The organism is Pseudomonas sp. SP16.1 (genome assembly GCF_052682975.1).
Map to the genome: position 1 here is coordinate 3756774 of NZ_JBQYFZ010000001.1, position 18635 is coordinate 3775408.

The following is an 18635-nucleotide window of genomic DNA, read 5'->3' on the forward strand; positions in this document are numbered from 1 at the left end:
TACCTGAATAAGTCGGTTGCCACGAAGGCCGGCTAGGGCCTCCCCGAGGGGTGGAGCTTTCAGGCGGGCATAGGCGGCGCGCGCGGCAGCGCCCCGGGAAAGTGCGGGGATAGCGGCGGTTGCGCCGGCAATGCCGCAACGCACCGGGGAGACGGAGGCAGATGTCGCGCCGGCAGCCAGGGACTGCCGGCCAGCGCCGGGCAGTGCGAGAGCAGCGAGCAGTAGCCACAGGCATCGACCTGCAGCACGGGCTTGCGGCTGTCGAGCGGAGCCGGCACGGCGCCCGTCCCTTCATGGCAGGCGAGTTCGTTCAGCCAGTTCCCGGCTGCGGGCTCGGCACGCAGTTGCGACGCCAGCGGCGCCAGAGCGATAAGGACGAACGCCAGCAGCCCAAGCTGAGCGGCAAAGGCGCGTCTGCGTGCCGTGAACATCATCAGTGCTGATGCGCGCCGAGGTCGTTGGCGCCGCCTTGCTCATGTCCCTGCGGCGCGTCCTTCTGCACGGCCACTTCGACCTCGACCTCGCCGGCCTTCTCGAAGTTCAGGGTCAGCGCAAAGCGCTCGCCGTCCCTGGCCTGCTGCTTCAGTTCGAACAGCATCACGTGGTAGCCCATGGGCTCGAACCTGACCTCGCCACCGGCGGGGATGGTCACGTCCTGCACCTGCTGCATCTTCATCACGCCATCTGCATGCAGGTGCTCGTGCAGCTCGGCCTTGCCGGCCACCGGCGTGCTGGCGCCGAGCAGGCGATCGGCTTCGCCGCCCTGGTTGCGGACCACGAAATAGGCGGCGGCAGTCGGCGCCACCGGCGGCATCTCGCGCGACCAGGGGTGGTCGATCTGCAGCTGACCCGCCTGGTAGTCGTGGGCCTGGGCCAGCAGCGCCGGCAGGAGCAGGGAAAGTCCGAGCAGGGTTTGCTTGACGGTCATGGGTAGCTCTCCATCGAGTGAACAGTGAACTGCGCCGGCGGCCGTTGCCGAGCGGGCGTGAAACAGGGGTAAGGGCGCGCAGCGTCGCAGCGGCGCGTCATGCGTGGCCACCGGCAGACCGCCGGAACGATGCGCCAGCCGGAAACCAGTCCGCTCGGACGATCGGCGAAACGGATCGCCAGCAGGACGAGCAACGGGCCGGCATGGAAATGCCGGCGCCAGGCCAGGTGGTCGAACGAGGGCTGGCGGTGTACGCGGACGCCTGCCGGGGCGCCGGACGGTGACGACATGGGTTTTCTCCACTAGCGGGCGCCCGTTGGGCAGCCGACCGATGCGCAGGATGCAAACGCCCGCAACGGGCGCACGGATCAGGCGATCAGGGGAGAAGCGCGGGGATTGGCCGAAGGCCAGAGATAGCGGACGGCTCGCGGGATCGACAACCGCGCGACGGCAGGCGCACGATTGGCCGCCAGCAACCCCAGCAGGCCGAACAAGGCGGCCAGGATGATGGCGCTGAACAGGCTGCCCAGGGCGCAGCCGCTGCCGGTGGCCGGGTTTGCCGCGACCACCCCGGAGCCGTCCAGATCGGCGCCGGCACCGAAGTTACCCTCGAACGAGCAGTACTGGCTGCTCAGCCCGCTGAGCTGCAGGCCGGCCATCTGGCCATGACCGATCGCGCAGGCGAGCGCGCCGAACAGGATGCTGAAGTACAGCAGCCAGGCGATCAGCGAGCGGTGTTTGCGGGCCAGTTTCATGGAGCGCGACTCTAAACAGAGGATGGCGGCGCGACACTGTGGTGCGTTGCCGCAGTCGGTCGGGGCGCAGTCTAGCAGAGACTGCGCGCGCTATCGTCGGCGCCGCCTTGCTCGCCCAGGGCCTGTCGGGAAGCGCCAGGGCGGATCGCAGCGGAAGGGTTCCGAGCCGCCGATCCTGGCGCCGTTCGTCGCCCTGCCGCCACCAGGTGACCCGGCGGCTTGATCCAGATCAGGAAAGGGCCATGAAGGCAAACTACCATGATCATTCTCCCAACAGCCGCTGACCCAGAGTTCAGCGCAGGAGGTGACCAGCATGAAGATTCTCGTTCAGCCTCGGCATCAGGGCGGCGAGTGCCGCTGGCAGGTACAACTGGATCAACACTGCGTGAGCTTTCGCAGCGAGGGGGAAGCCCGTCAGTTCGTCGCTACGCTGGAGGCCCGCCTGCGCGCGCCGCACGATCTGCCCTGGCGGCATTCACAGCGGCAAGTCGGCTAGGGCCGCTGCACGGCCAGTGGCGGCAACGGCCGCTCAGGCCAGACGTAACGCCGGGCTGCTGCGCAGCATATCCAGCACGGCATCCACCAGCGCCGGCGCCTGCGCGGCCAGGTCGAAGTCCGGCACCAACAGCCAGTTGGCTTCCACCCCTTCGATGTATGCGTGCAGACACACCGCCGCACGCCGGCAGTCCAGCTGCGCCGGCAGCTGCCCCCTGCTCACCGCGTTGCCCAGGGCCCTGGCGATGCGCTGATCGCACTCGACGCTGAGGGCGCGCAGCCGCTCGCGCAGGTCGACCAACTCGTCGGTGTACTCGCATTTGTAACGCAGGATGTCGTGGATGCGGCGGGTCTGCGGCTCCTGCGCCAGACGGGTCAATGCCGTGATCAACAGCTCGCGCATGCGGCCGAGCGGGTCCGGCTCGTCCTCGCTCTCGCTGGCCCGCGCCAGATCCTCCAGCGGCAGACGCAGGCGTTCGAGCATGGCCTGGAACAGGTCCAGCTTGTTGTCGAAGTGCCAGTAGATGGCGCCGCGACTGACTCCGGCGGCCTTGGCCACTTCCGCCAGCGAGGCGCGCGAAACGCCCTGGGCGTGGAACACCAGTTCGGCAGCGTCGAGTATCTGCAGCCGCGTCGCCTCGGCTTCTTCTTTGGTTCGTCTGGCCATTTTCCGCGCTTACCTGTATCGCCCGATAGCCGCTCGTTAGAGCGCCGGGCTGGAGTATGAAGGCAGTTTTAGGCATTTACAAACATTCACGCACGTAAGTATATTTGCCGACATTGCTTCTCAGTTACTGCCCTCCCCGCCCCTTCGGGCATCAGATTCGACAAATGAGGTTTCTCCAGATGCACACGAAGCCAGCCTTCGCCGCCTTGGTTTCCGCCATCGCCCTGGCATTGGTCAGTCTCGCCGGCTGCCAGGAAGCCAGCGCGCCGCAGACCCAGCCAGCCCCCGAGGTCGGGGTGGTGACCCTGCAGGCGCAGCCCTACGCCCTGACCAGCGAACTGCCGGGACGCACCAGCGCCTACCGTATCGCCGAGGTGCGCCCGCAAGTGAATGGCATTCTGCAGAAGCGCCTGTTCACCGAGGGCAGCGAGGTCAAGGCCGGTCAGCAGCTGTACCAGATCGATGCGGCCAGCTATCAGGCCAGCTTCAAGAGCGCCCAGGCCACCCTGCTGTCGGCCAGCGCGCTGGCCGAGCGCTACAAGCTGCTGGTGGCCGACCAGGCCGTCAGCCAGCAGGCCTACGACGAGGCGCGCGCCGCCAGCCTGCAGGCCGAGGCGGCGCTGGAGCAGGCGCGCATCGACCTGCGCTACACCAAGGTGCTGGCGCCGATCGGCGGCCGCATCGGCCGATCCGCGGCCAGCGAAGGCGCCCTGGTGAGCAACGGCCAGAGCGCCGCCCTGGCCACCATCCAGCAGCTCGACCCGATCTACGTCGACGTCACCCAGTCGAGCAAGGAGCTGCTGCGCCTGCGCCGCGACCTGGCCAGCGGCCAGCTGCAGAAGGCCGGCGACGGCGGCGCCAGGGTCTCGCTGAAACTGGAAGACGGCAGCCGCTACGCCCACGAGGGCAGCCTGGAGTTCTCCGAAGTGGCGGTGGACGAAGGCACCGGCTCGGTGACCCTGCGCGCGGTGTTCCCCAACCCCGACCACCTGCTGCTGCCGGGCATGTTCGTGCATGCCGAGCTGCTCTCCGGGGTCAAGCGCGACGCCATCCTCGCCCCGCAGCAGGGCGTGACGCGCAACCTCAAGGGCGAGCCGGTGGCGCTGGTGGTGGACGCCGACGGCAAGGTCGAGCAGCGCCTGCTCAAGGCCGAGCGCACCGCCGGCAACGCCTGGCTGGTCGAGGAAGGCCTGGCCGAGGGCGACCGCCTGATCACCGAGGGCCTGCAGTTCATCCAGCCCGGCACCCAGGTCAAGACCGTGCCGGCGCGCAATATCAAGGCCGACGAGGTGGCGCAGGACGCCGCCCCGGGCAACGGCAAGGGCTAAGAGGGTGTTTACAAAAGTAGCGAGCGATGGTCAGGCAAGGCGAAATCAGCCGAAAAAGCGGAGTGTACGAGTAGTACATGAGCATTTTGAGGCTGATTTCAACGCAGCATGGCCGAGCGCAGTAATTTGTAAACGCCCTCTGAAGGAGAGCCACTAAATGTCCAGATTCTTTATCGACCGGCCGATCTTCGCCTGGGTCATCGCCCTGGTGATCATGCTGGCCGGCGGCCTGTCCATCCTCAAGCTGCCGATCAACCAGTACCCGAGCATCGCCGCGCCCGCGGTGGGCATCAGCGTCAGCTACCCCGGCGCCTCGGCGCAGACGGTGCAGGACACCGTGGTGCAGGTGATCGAGCAGCAGCTCAACGGCATCGACGGGCTGCGCTACATCAGCTCGTCGAGCAACTCCGACGGCAGCATGGAAATCACCGTGACCTTCGAGCAGGGGGTCAACCCGGACATCGCCCAGGTGCAGGTGCAGAACAAGCTGCAGCTGGCCACTCCGCTGCTGCCGCAGGAAGTGCAGCAGCAGGGCATCCGCGTGACCAAGGCGGTGAAGAACTTCCTGCTGGTGATCGGCGTGGTGTCGAAAGACGGCAGCATGAGCAAGGACGACCTGGCCAACTACATCGTCTCCAACCTGCAGGACCCGATCTCGCGGACCAAGGGCGTCGGCGACTTCCAGGTGTTCGGCGCGCAGTACGCCATGCGCATCTGGCTCGACCCGGCCAAGCTCAACGCTTTCCAGCTGACCCCGGTGGACGTGCGCAACGCGATCCAGGCGCAGAACGTGCAGATTTCCTCCGGCCAGTTCGGCGGCCTGCCCGCCTCGCCGGGCAACCAGCTCAACGCCACCATCATCGGCAAGACCCGCCTGCAGACCCCCGAGGAGTTCCGCAACATCCTGCTCAAGGTCGAGACCGACGGTTCCCAGGTGCGCCTGGGCGACGTCGCCAAGGTCGAGCTGGGCGGCGAGAACTACGCCATCAGCGCGCAGTTCAACGGCATGCCGGCCTCCGGCCTGGCGGTCAAGCTGGCCACCGGCGCCAACGCCCTGGACACCGCCAAGGCGGTGCGCGAGACCATCGCCACGCTGGAACCGTTCTTCCCGGCGGGCATGGAGGTGGTCTTCCCCTACGACACCACGCCGGTGATCTCGGCCTCCATCGAGGGGGTGGTGCACACCCTGTTCGAGGCCATCGTCCTGGTGTTCCTGGTGATGTTCCTGTTCCTGCAGAACCTGCGCGCCACCATCATCCCCACCCTGGCGGTGCCGGTGGTGCTGCTCGGCACCTTCGGCGTGCTGGCAGCGTTCGGCTTCTCCATCAACACCCTGACCATGTTCGCCATGGTCCTGGCCATCGGCCTGCTGGTGGACGACGCCATCGTGGTGGTGGAGAACGTCGAGCGGGTGATGCGCGAGGAAGGCCTGTCGCCGCTGGAGGCCACGCGCAAGTCGATGGGCCAGATCCAGGGCGCGCTGGTGGGCATCGCCCTGGTGCTGTCGGCGGTGTTCCTGCCGATGGCCTTCTTCGGCGGCTCCACCGGGGTGATCTACCGGCAGTTCTCCATCACCATCGTCTCGGCCATGGCCCTGTCGGTGCTGGTGGCGCTGATCTTCACCCCGGCGCTGTGCGCCACCCTGCTCAAGCCCATCGCCAAGGGCGAGCACCACGAGAAGAAGGGTTTCTTCGGCTGGTTCAACCGCAAGTTCGAGCGCAGCTCGGACGCCTACCAGCGCGGCGTGACCGCCATGCTCAAGCGCAAGGCGCCGTACCTCGTGCTGTACCTCGCCATCGTCGCTGTGATGGCCTTTATGTTCACCCGCATTCCCACCGCCTTCCTCCCCGAGGAAGACCAGGGCGTGCTGTTCGCCCAGGTGCAGACCCCGGCCGGCTCCAGCGCCGAGCGCACCCAGGCGGTGGTCGACGAGATGCGCCAGTATCTGCTGAACGAGGAAAGCAGCACGGTGAAATCGGTGTTCACCGTCACCGGCTTCAACTTCGCCGGTCGCGGGCAGAGCTCGGGCATGGCCTTCATCATGCTCAAGCCCTGGGGTGAACGGCCCGGCGCGGAGAACGGCGTGGCCGCCCTGGCCCAGCGCGCGCAGCAGCACTTCTTCAGCTTCCGCGACGCCATGGTGTTCGCCTTCGCCCCGCCGGCGGTGATGGAGCTGGGCAACGCCACCGGCTTCAACCTGTTCCTCCAGGATCAGGCCGGCGTCGGCCATGAGGTGCTCAACCAGGCGCGCGACCAGTTCCTCCAGTTGGCCAACCAGCACCCGACGCTGACCAGCGTGCGCGCCAACGGCCTGCGCGACGAGCCGCAGTACCAGCTGCTCATCGACGACGAGAAGGCCAGCGCCCTCGGCCTGTCGCTGGCGGACATCAACAACACCCTGTCGATCGCCTGGGGCGCCAGCTACGTCAACGACTTCATCGACCGCGGCCGGGTGAAGAAGGTCTACCTGCAGGGCGTGTCCTCGGCGCGCATGAGCCCGGAAGACCTGAACAAGTGGTACGTGCGCAACGCCGCCGGGCAGATGGTGCCGTTCAGCGCCTTCGCCAGCGGCGAGTGGACCTATGGGCCGCCCAAGCTGAGCCGCTACAACGGCGTGTCGGCGGTGGAAATCCTCGGTGCGCCGGCGCCCGGCTTCAGCTCGGGCGACGCCATGGCCGCGGTGGAGGAAATCGCCAAGCAGCTGCCCGAAGGCGTCGGCTACGCCTGGACCGGGCTGTCCTACGAGGAACGCCTGTCCGGCTCGCAGGCCCCGGCGCTGTACGCCCTGTCGCTGCTGGTGGTGTTCCTGTGCCTGGCGGCGCTGTACGAGAGCTGGTCGATCCCGTTCTCGGTGATGCTGGTGGTGCCGCTGGGGATCATCGGCGCGCTGCTGGCCACCTACGGCCGCGGACTGTCCAACGACGTGTTCTTCCAGGTCGGCCTGCTCACCACCATCGGCCTGTCGGCGCGCAACGCGATCCTCATCGTCGAGTTCGCCAAGGCCCAGTACGAGCAGGGCATGAGCTTCACCGAGGCGGCCATCGAGGCCTGCCGCATGCGTCTGCGCCCGATCGTCATGACCTCGCTGGCGTTCATCCTCGGCGTGCTGCCGCTCGCCATCGCCAGCGGCGCCGGTGCCGGCAGCAAGCACGCCATCGGCACCGGGGTGATCGGCGGCATGCTCAGCGCCCTGGTGCTGGCGATCTTCTGGATTCCGCTGTTCTACGTGCTGGTCTGCTCGCTGTTCGAGAAGAAGAAAACCGAGCCGGCCGGCGAAACTGAAAAGGAGGCGCTGCAGTGAGGCAGTCCCTGTTGACCCTGGCCGTGACCGCCGCCCTGCTCGGCGGCTGCAGCCTGATTCCCGATTACCAGCGCCCGGACGCCCCACTGGCCGCCGACTGGCCGCAGGGCGAGGCCTATGGCAGCGCCGCGGCCGAAGGCGAACGCGCCGCCGCCGACCTGCAGTGGCGCGAGTTTTTCCGCGACCCGGCGCTGCAGCAGCTGGTGCAGCTGGCGCTGGAAAACAACCGCGACCTGCGCGTGGCCGCACTCAACGTCGAGGCCTACCGCGCGCTGTACCGCATCCAGCGCAGCGAGCTGCTGCCTTCTGTCTCTGCCGACGGCAGCGGCACCCGCCAGCGCCTACCGGCCGACCTCAGCCAGAACGGCGCGGCCAGCACCGGCGGCCAGTACAGCGCGACCCTGGGGGTGAATGCCTGGGAGCTGGATTTCTTCGGCCGCATCCGCAGCCTCAACGAGCAGGCGCTGGAACAGTACCTGGCCACCGAACAGGCGGCGCGCAGCACCCAGATCAGCCTGGTGGCCAGCGTCGCCAGCGCCTACCTGCAATGGCAGGCCGATCTGGCCCTGCTGCAGCTGACCCGGGACACGCTGGCGACCTACGAAGACAGCTACCGCCTGACCCAGCGCAGCTTCGACGTCGGCGTCGCCGATGCCCTGGCCCTGAGCCAGGCGCGCAGCGCGGTGGACAGCGCGCGGGTGAGCCTGGCGCAGTACCAGCGCCTGGTGGCGCAAGATCGCAACGCCCTGACCCAGCTGCTCGGCAGCGGCCTGCCGGACGACCTGCCGCAGGGCCTGGCGCTGGACGCCGAGCTGCTCGAGAGCGTGCCGGCCGGGCTGCCGTCGGATCTGCTGCAACGGCGCCCCGACCTGCTGCAGGCCGAGCACCAGCTCAAGGCGGCCAACGCCAATATCGGCGCGGCGCGCGCGGCCTTCTTCCCCAGCGTCAGCCTCACCGCCAATGCCGGCACCGCCAGCAGCCAGCTGTCCGGGCTGTTCGACGGCGGCTCCGGCACCTGGCTGTTCCAGCCCAGCATCAGCCTGCCGATCTTCAACGCCGGGCGTCTGCGCGCCAACCTCGACTACGCCGAGCTGCAGAACGACATCCAGGTGGCGCAGTACGAGAAGGCCATCCAGGTCGCCTTCCAGGAAGTCGCCGACCGCCTCGCCGCACGCACCACCTACCGCGAGCAGCTGGCGGCCCAGCGCGCCCTGCTGGACACCACCGAGACCTACTACGAGTTGGCCGAACGCCGCTACCGCACCGGGGTCGACAGCTACCTGACCCTGCTCGACGCCCAGCGCCAGCTGTTCAGCGTGCGCCAGCAACTGATCGGCGATCGCCTGGCCCAGCTCGTGAGCGAAGTGGAGCTGTACAAGGCCCTTGGCGGCGGCTGGAACGCCGACACGGGCACCGCCCCGCAAGGTTGATCGCGCGTTGCCGGCATCACGGACGATGCCTGATCCCACGCGCCGCCCCCGCAGATATTGCGGGGGCGTTTTTTATGCCGCACGTAGACCGTAATCTACCCTGGTGCGCACGGCCTAGGCGGCCTCGCGACACCCTAGGTATACCTCCGGCTTTTCCAGGCCAGGGCACAGGCGACGGCGCCGCACAGCGCGATCACCAACGCCATGGGCGCCGCCGTGCCGTCGTGCAGGGCGCCGACCAGGGCCGAGGCACCGGCCGCCACGCTGAACTGCAGGCTGCCGAGCAGCGCCGAGGCACTGCCGGCATGCTCGCCCTGGCCGGCCATGGCGCAGGCGGTGGCGTTGGGCAGGATACTGCCCAAGCTGGCGACGCAGACGAACAGCGGCACCAGCAGCGGCCACAGGCTGGCCGGCTGCCAGGCCGCCAGCCCCAGCAGCCCCAGGCCGCTGGCCAGGTACAGCAGCACCATGCGCCGCAGCCAGTGGCCCGGCCCGCCGCGGCGCACCAGGCGCGCATTGACCTGCGCCATCAGCACGAAGCCGGCGGCGTTGCTGCCGAACAGCCAGCCGTAGTGCTCGGCCGGCACGCCGTACAGCTCGATGAAGACGAAGGGCGAACCGGCGATATAGGCGAACATCCCGGCTATCGCCACGCCACCGAGCAGTGAGTAGGTGATGAACGCGCCGTTGCCCAGCAGCGCCCGGTACTGCCCCAGCGCCCCGCGCAGCGGCGCCGGGCTGAAACCCTGCGGCCGCGTCTCCGGCAGCCAGAGCAGCACCGCCAGCAGGCACAGGCCGGCGAACAGCGCCAGGCTGTGGAAAATCCACGGCCAGCCCAGGGTACCCAGCAGCAGCCCGCCGCCCAGCGGCGCGAGGATAGGCGCCAGGCCCATCACCAGCACCAGTTGCGAGAACACCTTGGCCGAGGCCAGCGGGTCGCACAGGTCACGCACCACCGCGCGGGTCACCACCATGCCGGCGCAGCCGCCCAGGGCCTGGACGAAGCGCGCGCCGATCAGCCATTCCAGGCTCGGCGCCAGGGCGCAGGCCAGCGACGCCGCGGTGAACAGCGCCACCCCCAGCAGCAGCGGGCCGCGCCGACCGTAGCGGTCGGCCAAGGGGCCGTAGAACAGCTGACCGAGGGCGATGCCGACGAAGTAGGCGGCCAGCGACAGCTGCACGTGCTCGACGTCGGTGCCGAACTGCCGCGCCAAGGTGGGAAAACTGGGCAAGTAAAAGTCGATGGCCAGCGGACCGAAGGCGCTCAGCGCGCCGAGAATCAGGAGAATACGCAGGGGCATGGCAGTCCGGACCTTTTCATTAGCCGGCTAATCATCTCATCGATACGGCCGGCCACGAAAGGGGCGGACGCCGCCACGGTGGGTTCAGCGCTGGCCGGTCCCCTCGCCTGCACCGGCCTTGCCGCGCCGGCTCAGGCGCTGCGCCAGCGATTCGACCAGCAGATAGAACATGGGGATCAGGAAGGTCGCCAGCAAGGTGGCGGCGAGCATGCCGCCGATCACCCCGGTGCCGATCGAGTGGCGGCTGGCCGAACCGGCGCCACTGCTGATCGCCAGCGGCACGCAGCCGAGGATAAAGGCCAGCGAGGTCATGACGATGGGGCGGAAGCGCAGTTTGGCCGCCTCCAGCGCCGAGTCGAAGATGCCCTTGCCCTCGGCACGCAGCAGCACGGCGAACTCGACGATAAGGATGGCGTTCTTCGCCGCCAGGCCGATCAGGGTGACCAGGCCGACCTGGAAGTACACGTCGTTCTGGATGCCGCGCAGCCACACCGCGAGGATCGCGCCGAACACCGCGAAGGGCACCGCGGTGACCACCGCCAGCGGCAGGGTCCAGCGTTCGTACTGGGCGGCGAGGATAAGGAACACCAGGATCAGGCCGAAGACGAAGGCCTGGGTGCCCGACCCCTGAGTGGCCAGCTCCTGGAAGGCCGAGCCGATCCAGCCCAGGCTGTAGTCCTCGCCGAGCACCTGGTCGGCCACCTCCTGCATCGCCGCCAGCGCCTGCCCCGAGCTGTAGCCGGGCGCCGGGCCGCCGAGCACCTTGGCCGAGGGGTAGACGTTGAAACGGTCGTAGGAGTCCGGGCCGAGGATGCGCCTGACCCGCACCAGGGTCGACAGCGGCACCAGATCGCCGCCGCTGGAGCGCACGTAGACCTGGCCGAGGTCCTCCGGCTTGCGGCGGAACTCCGATTCCGACTGCAGGCTGACCTGCCAGGTGCGCCCGTAGAGGGTGAAATCGTTGACGTAGTAGCTGCCGAAGGTGGCCTGCATGGCGGTGAACACGTCGCTGACGCTCACCCCCAGGGCGCGGGTCTTGGTGCGGTCGAGGTCGATGTAGTACTGCGGCACGTTGGCGCTGAAGGTGCTCTGGATGCCGGCCAGCTCCGGGCGCTGGCTGGCGGCCTGGACGAAGGCCTGGACCTTGGCGCCGAGCGCCTCGACGCTGCCGCCGGAGCGGTCCTGGATATAGGCCTCGAAGCCGCCCGTGGTGCTCATGCCGGTGATCGGCGGCGGGTTGAACGACAGCACGATGCCGTCCTTCTGCGCCGCGCCCATGCCCATGAACTCGCGGGTCAGGTTGCGCGCGTCGAGTTCCGGCGTGGTGCGTTCGCTCCAGTCCTTGAGCGGCACGAAGGACACCCCGGCGTTGCTGCGCACGCCGAAGGTGAGCACGTCGAAGCCGGCGAAGGTGACCACGTCCTGTACCGCCGGGTGCTCCATCAACTGCCGGCTCACCGCGCCGCTGAGCGCGTCGGTGCGGTTGAGCGAGGCGGCCGGCGGCAGGTAGTAGGCGTTGATCACGTAGCCCTGGTCCTCGTCCGGCACCAGCGAGCCGGGCACCCGCGCGAACAGCAGCATGATCAGCGCGATCATCCCGCCAAACAGCAGCAGGCCGATGGCCGCACGCTTGAGGAAGAAGCGCACGCCGGCGCCATAGCCCTCGGTGGCCCTGTCGAAGAGGCGGTTGAAGACGCGAAACGGCGCCGCCGGCTGGTGATGGCCGGGCTTGAGCAGCAGGGCGCAGAGCGCGGGCGAGAGGGTCAGGGCGACGATGCCGGAGATCACCACCGACACCGCGATGGTGATCGCGAACTGCTTGTACATCTGCCCCGCCAGGCCGCCGAGGAAACCCACCGGGACGAACACCGCGCAGAGCACCAGGACGATGGCGATGATCGGTCCGGTGACCTCCTCCATCGCCTTGATCGACGCCTCGCGCGCATTCAGCCCCTGGGTGCGCATCACCCGCTCGACGTTCTCGATCACGACTATGGCGTCGTCGACCACGATGCCGATGGCCAGCACCATGCCGAACAGGGTCAGCAGGTTGATGGAGAAGCCCAGCAGGTACATGCCGGCGAAGGTGCCCACCAGCGACACCGGGATGGCCAGCACCGGGATCAGCGTGGCGCGCCAGTTCTGCAGGAACACGAACACCACCAGCACCACCAGCACCAGGGCTTCGAAGAAGGTGTGGATCACCTCCTCGATGGAGACCTTGACGAACTTGGTGGTGTCGTAGGGAATCTTGTAGGCGATGCCCTCGGGAAAGCGCTGGGCCAGGCGCTGCATGGTGCGCTGCACCGCTTCGGCGGTGTCCAGGGCATTGGCCCCGGGCTGCAGGTAGATGCCGAAGGCGGCGTTCTGCTGGCCGTTGAGGGTGGTCACCAGCGAGTAGTCCTGGGCGCCCAGCTCGACCCGCGCCACGTCCTTGAGGAGCAGGCTGGCGCCGGTCTGGTCGCTGCGCAGGATCACGCTCTCGAACTCCCCGGGATCGGTGAAGCGGCCCTGGGTGGTCACCGTGTAGGTGAAGTCCTGCGGCTCCTTGAGCGGCTGCTGGCCGAAGCTGCCGGCGGCGAACTGCGAGTTCTGCTCGCGGATGGCATTGACCACGTCGGTGGGGGTCAGGCCGTATTGCGCCAGCTTGTCCGGGCGCAGCCAGATGCGCATGGCATAGTCCTTGGAGCCGAACTGGCTGGCGTCGCCCACCCCGGGCAGACGCTTGAGCTCGTCGATCACGTTGATCAACGCATAGTTGCTGATGAAGATCGGGTCGCGCGAGTCGTCCGGCGAATAGAGGGTGACCACCTGGAGGATGTCGGAGGACTTCTTCTCCACCTTCACCCCCTGCCGGCGCACCTCCTCAGGCAGCTTGGCCAGCGCGGCCTGGACCTTGTTGTTGACGTTGATGGTGGCCTGGTCGGGGTCGGTGCCCACCTCGAAGTACACCGTCAGGCTCATCGCCCCGCTGCTGGAGGAGTTGGACAGCTGGTAGATCATGTCCTCGACGCCGTTGATCGCCTGCTCCAGCGGCGCGGCCACGGTTTCGGCGATCACCTGCGAACTGGCGCCCGGGTAGGCGGCCGAAACCGACACCTGCGGCGGCAGGATCTCCGGGTACTGGGCCACCGGCAGGGCGCGCATGGCGGCCAGGCCGGCGAGCACGATGACGATGGAGATGACGGTGGCGAACACCGGCCGGTCGATGAAGAAACGCGAGATCATGGCGTCACTCCTGTGCCCTGTTCGCAGCCGCGGCCGCCTTCGCCTCCTCGACCTGCACCGGGCTGTCCGGGCGCACCTTGGCCAGGCCCTCGACGACCACCCGCTCGCCGTCGCCGACTCCCGAACGGATCAGCCAGCGGCCGTCCGCCGTGTCGCCGGTGGCGACCTGGCGCATGCGCGCGATGCCCTGCTCATCGACCACGTAGACGAAGGTGCCGCGCGGGCCCTGGGCCACCGCGCGCTCCGGCACGGTGATCGCGTTGGGCCGGCTCAGCCCCTTGACCAGCACCCGCACGAATTGCCCCGGCAGCAGCTTGCGCTCGGGGTTGGGCACCACACCGCGGGCGCTGACGGTACCGGTGCCACGGTCGATCAGGCTGTCGGTGAAGTCCTCCTCGCCGGTCTGCGGATAGACCGTGCCATCGCCGAAGTGAACCTCCAGGGTCAGCTTGCCGCTGGCCGGCAGCACCAGGTTGTCCGCGGCCAGGTCGCGTCGCAGAGTCTCGGCCTCGGCCTCCGGATAGGCGAAGTTGACGTAGATCGGATCGAGCTGGGTAATCTGCGTCAGCAGACTGGCGCTGGGATCGCCGGCGACGATCAGGCTGCCCTCGGAGACGCTTTCCCGGCTGGTGATGCCGGTGATCGGCGCCTTCACCGTGGTGTAGTCGAGGTCGATCTGGCGTGCCTGCACTTCGGCCTGGGCCGCCTCGATATTGGCCTTGCTCTGTTCGAAGTTGGAGACCGCGTTGTCCAGCTCGCTCTCGCTGGCGAAGCCCTTCTTCTGCAGTTCGCGGATGCGCCGCAAGTCGCGCTCGGTCTGCCGATAGCGCGCCTGTTCCTGCGCCAGTGCGCCCTTGGCGCGGGCTAGCGCCGCCTGGTAGGGGCGCGGATCGATGCGAAACAGCAGCTGGTCCTTCTCCACCGCGCTGCCTTCCTGGTAGGTACGCTCCTGCAGGATGCCGCTGACCTGGGCGCGTACCTGCACCTCGCGGTAGCCGGCGGTGCGCGCCGGATACTCCAGAACCACCGGCAAGGGCGCGGCCTTGACCCGCTCCACCGTCACCGCGGGAGGCGGCGCGTCGGCGCCCAGGGCAACCAGCGGCAGCAGGGCCAGACTCAGGGGCAACAGCGGGCGGAACAGGCGGGCAAACGACATGAAGCACTCCTCTCCTTGGCGACAGGCATGGCGAACGACTCGCCGGTCACGCTACGCCACCAGCTGGCGGGGCAAAATCGGTACACTCGGCACCACCAGAGCCTAGCCAGAATTGACCGGATCGCCATGCGCCGAACCAAAGAAGACGCGGAGAAAACCCGCTGCGCCATCCTCGCCGCCGCCGAGCTGCTGTTCCTCGAACAGGGCGTGGCCCATACCAGCCTGGAGCAGGTGGCGCGCCGGGCCGGAGTGACACGCGGGGCGATCTACTGGCACTTCCAGAACAAGGCCCATCTGTTCCACGAAATGCTCAACCAGGTGCGCCTGCCGCTGGAGCCGCTGGCCGAGCGACTGGAGGCCGCCGACGGCCTGGCCTCGCTGCAGATGCTGCGCGACCTGTGCATCGAGGCCATGGCCCACCTGGCACAGGACGCGCAACGCCGGCGTATCTTCACCATCCTGCTGCGCCGCTGTGAATTCACCGAGGACCTGCGCGAGGCCGAGGAACGCCACGAGGCCTTCATCAACCAGTTCATCGCCCTGTGCGAACAGCAGTTCGCACAGCCGGCGGTGCTGCCGCTGCTGCAACCGGGGATCAGCCCGCGCCTGGCCGCGCGCACCCTGCACGCGCTGATCGTCGGCCTGTTCAGCGACTGGCTGCGTGACCCGCAGCTGTTCGACCCGCAGCTCGATACCCCGGCCATGGTCGACAGCTGCTTCCGCGGCCTGCTCACGGCCTGGCCTTAGCCTCAGGCCGGCTGCGCCTCGTAGCCCTCCTCGCGGATCGCCGCCAGCAACTGCTCCAGGCTCAGCCGGCTGTCCACCCGCACCTCGCCGGCCGCCAGGTCGACCTGCACCTCGGCGGCGCCGTCCAGCGCCCTGATCGCCTCGCCGATGGCCCGCACGCAATGGCCACAGGACATACCGCTAACATTGAGAATCTGCATCTGCTACTCCTCGGGGTTGGTTTGACCGTGCTCAGTCTCGAGCTTGCCACGGTGGCAAGGTCAAGCCCTTGCCGCAGATCACTTGCCGATCCCGCCGTATCGGCCAAGCTCAACAGGCAATCGCAAGGAAAACCGCCATGCGCTCCTTACCGCTCCTGCTCGCCGCCCTGCTGAGCCATTCGCTCGCCGCCCAGCCGCTGGCACCGCTGCCCGATACCGCCCAGGGCGAGGGCTACGCGGTGCTGATCGTCTCGCGCGAACGCCTGAAGGTGGCCAGCCCCTGCGAAGTGGCGTTGTACCTGCAGGATCAGCTGGCGGCGCGTCTTTACCAGGGCCAATCGGTGGCCTTCAATCTGCCACCGGGCAGCGTCTCGCTGCGCCTCGGCCTGCAGGGGCCCGGCTCCTGTGGCCTGGGCATCGCCCAGCTCAGCGGCCAGGCGCTGCAACTGCAGGCCGGCGAGGTACGCCGCTACCGCATCGCCATGGACGCCGCCGGCCTGCGCCTGCATGCCGCACCGCCCGTGCATTGAAGTGCTTGACCTTGCCATGGCGTCAAGGTTGATCCTGTGCTCACCACGCGACAGGGAGACCAACATGAGCAACCTCACCACCTTCGATCTGCCGATTCAGGGCATGACCTGCGCCAGTTGCGCCGGCCGCGTCGAGCGCGCACTGCGCAAGCTTCCCCAGGTCAGCAGCGCCAGCGTCAACCTGGCCAGCGAACAGGCGCGCATCGAGGCACCGGACGACAGCCTGGACGGCCTGATCGCCGCGGTGGAAGGCGCCGGCTACCGGGTGCCGAGCCAGCCGCTGGAACTGGCCATCGAGGGCATGACCTGCGCCAGCTGCGTCGGCCGCATCGAGCGCGCCCTGCGCCAGCTGCCCGGGGTAACCCACGTCGCGGTCAACCTGGCCGACGAGAAGGCCCATCTGCAGGTGCTCGCCGGCTTCGACGTGCAACTCGCCCTGCGCGCCGTCGCCGATGCCGGCTATCAGGCCCGCCTGCTCGGCGCCCGGGCCGACGCCGCGGATCAGGGCCGGCAGCGCCTGCAGCGCGAACGCCTGATGCTGCTCACCGCCATCGCCCTGACCCTGCCGCTGGTGGTACCCATGCTGGTCGAGCCCTTCGGCCTGCACTGGATGCTGCCAGCCTGGGTGCAGTTCCTGCTGGCCACACCGGTGCAGTTCGTGTTCGGCGCGCGCTTCTACCGTGCGGCGTGGAACGCCCTGCGTGCCGGCGCCGGCAATATGGATCAGCTGGTCGCCATCGGCACCAGCGCCGGCTACGGCCTGAGCCTGTACCAGTGGGCAGTGACGCCGCCCGGCGGCATGCCGCATCTGTATTTCGAGGCCTCGGCGGTGATCATCAGCCTGATCCTGCTCGGCAAGCACCTGGAAAGCCGCGCCAAGCGCCAGACCGCCGGCGCCATCCGCGCCCTGCAGGCGCTGCGTCCCGATCGCGCCGTGCGCCTGGTCGATGGCCGCGAGCAGAGCGTGGCCATCGACGCCCTGACCCTCGGTGATCGGGTGCTGGTCAAGCCGGGCGAGCGCTTCCCGGTGGACGGCCGGGTCGTCGAAGGCCGCAGCCACGCCGACGAGGCGCTGATCAGCGGCGAGAGCCTGCCGGTGGCCAAGCAGCCCGGCGACAAGGTCACCGCCGGCGCGATCAACGGCGAGGGCCGCCTGCTGGTGGAAACCACCGCGCTCGGCGCGGAAACCGTGCTGGCCCGCATCATCCGCCTGGTCGAGGACGCCCAGGCGGCCAAGGCGCCGATCCAGAAGCTGGTGGACAAGGTCAGCCAGGTGTTCGTGCCGGCCGTGCTGCTGCTCGCCCTGGCCACCCTGCTCGGCTGGCTGGCGTTCGGCGCGCCGCTGGAAAACGCCCTGCTCAACGCCGTGGCGGTGCTGGTGATCGCCTGTCCCTGCGCCCTCGGCCTGGCCACGCCGACCGCGATCATGGCCGGCACCGGCGTGGCCGCGCGCCACGGCATCCTGATCAAGGACGCCGAGGCGCTGGAGGTGGCGCATGGCATCAGGCAGATCGCCTTCGACAAGACCGGCACCCTCACCGAGGGGCGTCCGCGCATTGTCCACCTCGGCCTGGCCGCTGCCGGCGAAGACGAACTGCTGCGCCTGGCCGGCGCCCTGCAGCAGGGCAGCGAACACCCGCTGGCCAAGGCCGTGCTGCAGCGCTGCGTCGAACAGGGCCTGGCGCTACCCGCCCTGAGCGACAGCCACGCCCTGGCCGGCCGCGGCATCGCCGGTACGGTGGAGGGCCGCGCGCTGCAGCTGGGCAGCAGCCGCCTGCTCGACGAACAGAATCTAGCGATGGGCGCGCTGGCCGATTCGGTCCGCGCCTGGGAAGCCGAGGGTCGCACCCTGTCCTGGCTGCTCGAGACCGGCGAGACGCCGCGCCTGCTCGGCCTGCTGGCCTTCGGCGACGCGCTCAAGCAGGGCGCGGCGCAGGCCATCGAGCAGCTGCGCGCGCAGGGCATCACCAGCCACCTGATCAGCGGCGACAACCGCGGCAGCGTCGCCGCCGTGGCCGCCGTGCTCGGCATCGACCAGGCCCACGCCGAGGTGCTGCCGGCGGACAAGGCGCGGCTGATCGGCGAACTGCGCCAGCACGGCAGCGTGGCCATGGTCGGCGACGGCATCAACGACGCCCCGGCGCTGGCCGCCGCCGATGTCGGCATCGCCATGGGCGGCGGCACCGATGCGGCCATGCACGCTGCCGGCATCACCCTGATGCGCGGCGATCCGCGCCTGGTGCCGGCGGCGCTGGAGATCAGCCGACGCACCTACGCGAAGATCCGTCAGAACCTGTTCTGGGCCTTCGTCTACAACCTGATCGGCATCCCGCTGGCCGCCGCCGGCCTGCTCAACCCGATGTTCGCCGGCGCCGCCATGGCCCTGTCCAGCGTCAGCGTGGTGAGCAATGCGCTGCTGCTGACGCGCTGGAAGCCACAAGACCTGTAGGAACAAGCCTACCCACGCGGCGCCAGGCCAGGCGCCGCGGCGTTTTTTTCATGACCCGGCGCATAATATGGGAATGCCATCATTGAACCGCGATGCGCCGTCCGGCACCCTTCGGGCCTC

The 18635-nt window shown here is 68.7% G+C and carries 16 protein-coding genes; 7 read left to right on the plus strand and 9 right to left on the minus strand.

All coding sequences use genetic code 11. The features are described 5' to 3' along the window. Positions 1 to 59: 59 nt before the first annotated feature. The 4 genes from ACUTAF_RS17925 to ACUTAF_RS17940 form a co-directional block, all read right to left on the minus strand. Positions 60 to 434, minus strand: a complete 375-nt coding sequence (locus ACUTAF_RS17925) for a DUF2946 domain-containing protein (RefSeq protein ID WP_445581230.1) — start codon at positions 432 to 434, stop codon at positions 60 to 62. After that, positions 434 to 928 (minus strand): copper chaperone PCu(A)C, encoded by a 495-nt coding sequence (locus tag ACUTAF_RS17930; RefSeq protein ID WP_445581231.1) that lies wholly within the window; start codon positions 926 to 928, stop codon positions 434 to 436. The genes ACUTAF_RS17925 and ACUTAF_RS17930 overlap by 1 nt, the downstream gene beginning before the upstream one ends. Next, positions 925 to 1218, minus strand: a complete 294-nt coding sequence (locus ACUTAF_RS17935) for a hypothetical protein (RefSeq protein ID WP_445581232.1) — start codon at positions 1216 to 1218, stop codon at positions 925 to 927. Before ACUTAF_RS17935 ends, ACUTAF_RS17930 begins: the two co-directional genes overlap by 4 nt. Positions 1219 to 1296: 78 nt before the next feature. Further along, a complete protein-coding gene (locus ACUTAF_RS17940) occupies positions 1297 to 1683 on the minus strand; it encodes a DUF2946 domain-containing protein (RefSeq protein ID WP_445581233.1) in 387 nt (128 codons plus the stop codon). Between the two features lie 313 nt (positions 1684 to 1996). On the opposite strand from ACUTAF_RS17940, the gene ACUTAF_RS17945 reads away from it, so the two are divergent. Next, positions 1997 to 2179 (plus strand): hypothetical protein, encoded by a 183-nt coding sequence (locus ACUTAF_RS17945; protein ID WP_445581234.1) that lies wholly within the window; start codon positions 1997 to 1999, stop codon positions 2177 to 2179. A gap of 33 nt (positions 2180 to 2212) precedes the next feature. On the opposite strand, the gene ACUTAF_RS17950 is transcribed toward ACUTAF_RS17945, so the two are convergent. After that, positions 2213 to 2845, minus strand: a complete 633-nt coding sequence (locus ACUTAF_RS17950) for a TetR family transcriptional regulator (protein ID WP_445581235.1) — start codon at positions 2843 to 2845, stop codon at positions 2213 to 2215. Positions 2846 to 3024: 179 nt separating this feature from the next. Between ACUTAF_RS17950 and ACUTAF_RS17955 the strand changes: the two genes are divergently transcribed. From ACUTAF_RS17955 to adeC, 3 genes are all read left to right on the plus strand, one after another. Then, entirely contained in the window at positions 3025 to 4173 is a 1149-nt protein-coding gene (locus ACUTAF_RS17955; protein ID WP_445581236.1) for an efflux RND transporter periplasmic adaptor subunit, read from the plus strand. Between the two features lie 157 nt (positions 4174 to 4330). Next, on the plus strand, positions 4331 to 7474 hold the full coding sequence (locus tag ACUTAF_RS17960) for an efflux RND transporter permease subunit (RefSeq protein ID WP_445581237.1): 3144 nt from the start codon (positions 4331 to 4333) through the stop codon (positions 7472 to 7474). After that, complete coding sequence (gene adeC, locus ACUTAF_RS17965; RefSeq protein ID WP_445581238.1) at positions 7471 to 8904, plus strand: AdeC/AdeK/OprM family multidrug efflux complex outer membrane factor; 1434 nt, start codon at positions 7471 to 7473, stop codon at positions 8902 to 8904. The genes ACUTAF_RS17960 and adeC overlap by 4 nt, the downstream gene beginning before the upstream one ends. Positions 8905 to 9038: 134 nt before the next feature. Here the strand turns inward: adeC and ACUTAF_RS17970 are convergent, their stop codons facing one another. The 3 genes from ACUTAF_RS17970 to ACUTAF_RS17980 form a co-directional block, all read right to left on the minus strand. Beyond that, positions 9039 to 10205, minus strand: coding sequence for a multidrug effflux MFS transporter (locus tag ACUTAF_RS17970; RefSeq protein WP_445581239.1), 1167 nt, complete (start codon positions 10203 to 10205; stop codon positions 9039 to 9041). A gap of 84 nt (positions 10206 to 10289) precedes the next feature. Then, complete coding sequence (locus ACUTAF_RS17975; protein WP_445581240.1) at positions 10290 to 13433, minus strand: efflux RND transporter permease subunit; 3144 nt, start codon at positions 13431 to 13433, stop codon at positions 10290 to 10292. A gap of 4 nt (positions 13434 to 13437) precedes the next feature. Then, positions 13438 to 14589, minus strand: a complete 1152-nt coding sequence (locus ACUTAF_RS17980; RefSeq protein WP_445581241.1) for an efflux RND transporter periplasmic adaptor subunit — start codon at positions 14587 to 14589, stop codon at positions 13438 to 13440. A 126-nt stretch (positions 14590 to 14715) separates the two neighbouring features. On the opposite strand from ACUTAF_RS17980, the gene ACUTAF_RS17985 reads away from it, so the two are divergent. After that, positions 14716 to 15336: a TetR family transcriptional regulator gene (locus ACUTAF_RS17985; protein ID WP_445581242.1), complete on the plus strand. Its 621-nt coding sequence runs from the start codon at positions 14716 to 14718 to the stop codon at positions 15334 to 15336. 2 nt (positions 15337 to 15338) lie between these two features. Here ACUTAF_RS17985 and ACUTAF_RS17990 read toward each other — a convergent pair whose 3' ends face one another. After that, positions 15339 to 15536 carry a heavy-metal-associated domain-containing protein gene (locus ACUTAF_RS17990; protein WP_445581243.1) on the minus strand — a complete coding sequence of 66 codons (198 nt, stop codon included), beginning with the start codon at positions 15534 to 15536 and terminating at the stop codon, positions 15339 to 15341. A gap of 137 nt (positions 15537 to 15673) precedes the next feature. Here ACUTAF_RS17990 and ACUTAF_RS17995 point away from each other — a divergent pair, with 137 nt between their 5' ends. Together ACUTAF_RS17995 and ACUTAF_RS18000 are read left to right on the plus strand one after the other, a co-directional pair. After that, a complete protein-coding gene (locus ACUTAF_RS17995) occupies positions 15674 to 16066 on the plus strand; it encodes a hypothetical protein (protein ID WP_445581244.1) in 393 nt (130 codons plus the stop codon). Between the two features lie 64 nt (positions 16067 to 16130). Continuing rightward, positions 16131 to 18515, plus strand: coding sequence for a heavy metal translocating P-type ATPase (locus ACUTAF_RS18000; RefSeq protein ID WP_445581245.1), 2385 nt, complete (start codon positions 16131 to 16133; stop codon positions 18513 to 18515). Positions 18516 to 18635 lie beyond the last annotated feature (120 nt).

What these genes read in the sequence shown, in the direction of transcription:
- ACUTAF_RS17975 (WP_445581240.1), bottom strand. Translation starts at nt 13,433, where the DNA reads ATGATCTCGCGTTTCTTCATCGACCGGCCGGTGTTCGCCACCGTCATC.
- ACUTAF_RS17940 (WP_445581233.1), bottom strand. Translation starts at nt 1,683, where the DNA reads ATGAAACTGGCCCGCAAACACCGCTCGCTGATCGCCTGGCTGCTGTAC.
- ACUTAF_RS17960 (WP_445581237.1), top strand. Translation starts at nt 4,331, where the DNA reads ATGTCCAGATTCTTTATCGACCGGCCGATCTTCGCCTGGGTCATCGCC.
- ACUTAF_RS17980 (WP_445581241.1), bottom strand. Translation starts at nt 14,589, where the DNA reads ATGTCGTTTGCCCGCCTGTTCCGCCCGCTGTTGCCCCTGAGTCTGGCC.
- ACUTAF_RS17955 (WP_445581236.1), top strand. Translation starts at nt 3,025, where the DNA reads ATGCACACGAAGCCAGCCTTCGCCGCCTTGGTTTCCGCCATCGCCCTG.
- ACUTAF_RS17925 (WP_445581230.1), bottom strand. Translation starts at nt 434, where the DNA reads ATGATGTTCACGGCACGCAGACGCGCCTTTGCCGCTCAGCTTGGGCTG.
- ACUTAF_RS17995 (WP_445581244.1), top strand. Translation starts at nt 15,674, where the DNA reads ATGCGCTCCTTACCGCTCCTGCTCGCCGCCCTGCTGAGCCATTCGCTC.
- ACUTAF_RS17935 (WP_445581232.1), bottom strand. Translation starts at nt 1,218, where the DNA reads ATGTCGTCACCGTCCGGCGCCCCGGCAGGCGTCCGCGTACACCGCCAG.
- ACUTAF_RS17990 (WP_445581243.1), bottom strand. Translation starts at nt 15,536, where the DNA reads ATGCAGATTCTCAATGTTAGCGGTATGTCCTGTGGCCATTGCGTGCGG.
- ACUTAF_RS17930 (WP_445581231.1), bottom strand. Translation starts at nt 928, where the DNA reads ATGACCGTCAAGCAAACCCTGCTCGGACTTTCCCTGCTCCTGCCGGCG.
- ACUTAF_RS17985 (WP_445581242.1), top strand. Translation starts at nt 14,716, where the DNA reads ATGCGCCGAACCAAAGAAGACGCGGAGAAAACCCGCTGCGCCATCCTC.
- ACUTAF_RS17970 (WP_445581239.1), bottom strand. Translation starts at nt 10,205, where the DNA reads ATGCCCCTGCGTATTCTCCTGATTCTCGGCGCGCTGAGCGCCTTCGGT.
- ACUTAF_RS17945 (WP_445581234.1), top strand. Translation starts at nt 1,997, where the DNA reads ATGAAGATTCTCGTTCAGCCTCGGCATCAGGGCGGCGAGTGCCGCTGG.
- ACUTAF_RS17950 (WP_445581235.1), bottom strand. Translation starts at nt 2,845, where the DNA reads ATGGCCAGACGAACCAAAGAAGAAGCCGAGGCGACGCGGCTGCAGATA.
- ACUTAF_RS18000 (WP_445581245.1), top strand. Translation starts at nt 16,131, where the DNA reads ATGAGCAACCTCACCACCTTCGATCTGCCGATTCAGGGCATGACCTGC.